Genomic DNA, 2,059 nt, shown 5'->3' with positions numbered 1-2,059 from the left:
ATGATTAATGGGCTTCTTTTTTAATTTAAAGTTTGCTCATACAAATGATTGCTAAGTACTAAAACTTACATAAATGCTTTTAAAAGTTCTTGAACTAATGGAATTGCTCCACCTAAGAATGTTAAGTTTGCCATTGCGATTGTCATATTATTTCCTCTTCTTCTTTGAATGTTAAGGTGTAGTAAATATTATAAATTCATTATGGTAAACGAATATATTAATATGCAATATTACATCTTCGAATTCTGTTTTATACCGTTATACTAAAATAGATAAATGTGCAGCTTTCTCAATGAACTAAGCAGCTAATGAACCAAAAAAGGGAGAGAACTATAAAAATTCTCTTCCTTTTAAACAGTTACGATTTTATTTAATTATATCGAATAGGAGCAGAAATACATGAAAAGAAATATGTTGGAATATCAATACAGCTTAAACACATTAAAAAATTGTATATATATTTTTGGTATCTTGTTAATTATTAATTGGTATAGTTTATGCAAAAATCTTATACTAGGACATAACTTTTTGTGGAAAGAGGCTTTTTTAGTGGTAATATTTTTTGTTGTATTTATAAATACTTTACATCAAATTAAAATCAAAAACTATAAAGGTACATAATATTCGGGTAATATATTGAATTTAATGTAAAAAATGGTTTTGGTGCAAATAGGGGTCCCACCCCATCGCCATCAAGTTAAGAAATTCATCGTTCTCCAAAACAAAAAAAATGCACTGGATTCTCATAGACAACTGTGGTGAGATAACATTTTTGTTTTTGGGGTACTTCAAAAACTTAGCTTGATGGCAATGGGGGCATCTCAAAATCTTGTCCTGAAAAACTGGACTTTATTCTTTCCTGGTATTAATGAGTAAAAGGAAATTCGTACTAAAATGGGAATAATACATTACTATCTATGAACAAGGGGGATTATTTTGAGCAATCGAGTTTTAAACCTTACTAAAGCAATTCATAACATAATAGATGAACAATTTTCTGGAGCTATTTACATCAAGGATAACAATAAAGTCTTATTTGAATCAGCATTTGGTTATGCGAACAGGGCGGATAAAAAATTGAATACTGTTCATACACGTTTTGGAATTGCATCTGGCTGTAAGTTGTTTACAGCTGTTGCTATTTGCCAACTCGTTGAAAAGGGTTTACTATCATTTGAAACTCGTCTTGAAAATTGTTTGAACATAAAATTTCCGCATTTTAACAAAGGCGTAACAATTCATCACCTTTTGACCCACAGTTCTGGAATACCGGACTATTTTGATGAACAAGTAATGGATGACTTTGAAGAGCTTTGGAAACAAATACCTATGTATCTCTTGAATGACGCAAAAGATTTTCTTCCTTTATTTCAAAATGGGGAGATGATGTTCCAACCTGGAGAAAAATTCCACTACAATAATGCTGGATTTATTGTTTTAGGTTTAATCGTGGAACAACAATCAGGACTTTCTTTTACCGACTATATTGAAGCAAATCTCTTCCAACGATGTGGAATGAATAACTCAGGATATTTTCCTTTAGATCGACTCCCTAAAAGCACTGCCTATGGGTACATAGATAATAAAGATGAAACATGGAGAACAAATACCTACTCGATTCCAATAAAAGGTGGAGCTGATGGGGGGGCTTTTATTACACCATCAGATATGATCAAATTTTGGGAAGCATTGTTAAATCATCAACTTTTAAGTAAAGAATACACAGAAATACTTTTAAATTCGCAAATCCATGTTAAAGATGGGATAGATTATGGATATGGACTTTGGATCACTAAAAGGGAAAAATCTATAATAAAGTATCATGTAATGGGATATGACCCTGGCGTGAGCTTCCATTCTGCTTTTTATCCTAAATCAGGAATCAAGATAGCGATACCTTCAAACAAAAGTTCAGGATCCTTTGAAGTAATGAAGGGGATTGAAGGAATTTTTGAGATATGACCAAACTTTTTTATAAGGAGTAGCACCACATCGCTATCAAGCTAAAAAATTGTATCCATAAAACGAAAAAACGCTATTCTTTTGGTAGATACAAGTA

At 31.6% G+C, this 2,059-nt stretch carries 1 protein-coding gene; it reads left to right on the top strand.

The annotated features are described in order from the left end of the window. Positions 1 to 930: 930 nt before the first annotated feature. Positions 931 to 1,962, top strand: a complete 1,032-nt coding sequence (locus LOK41_RS27920; protein WP_241819345.1) for a serine hydrolase domain-containing protein — start codon at positions 931 to 933, stop codon at positions 1,960 to 1,962. The last annotated feature ends 97 nt before the right edge of the window (positions 1,963 to 2,059 follow it).

The organism is Bacillus sp. TL12 (assembly GCF_022625245.1).
Taxonomy (GTDB): Bacteria; Bacillota; Bacilli; order Bacillales; family Bacillaceae_G; genus Bacillus_A.
The sequence above is the reverse complement of the archived record's forward strand: the minus strand, read 5'-3'. Positions and strand labels throughout refer to the sequence as shown.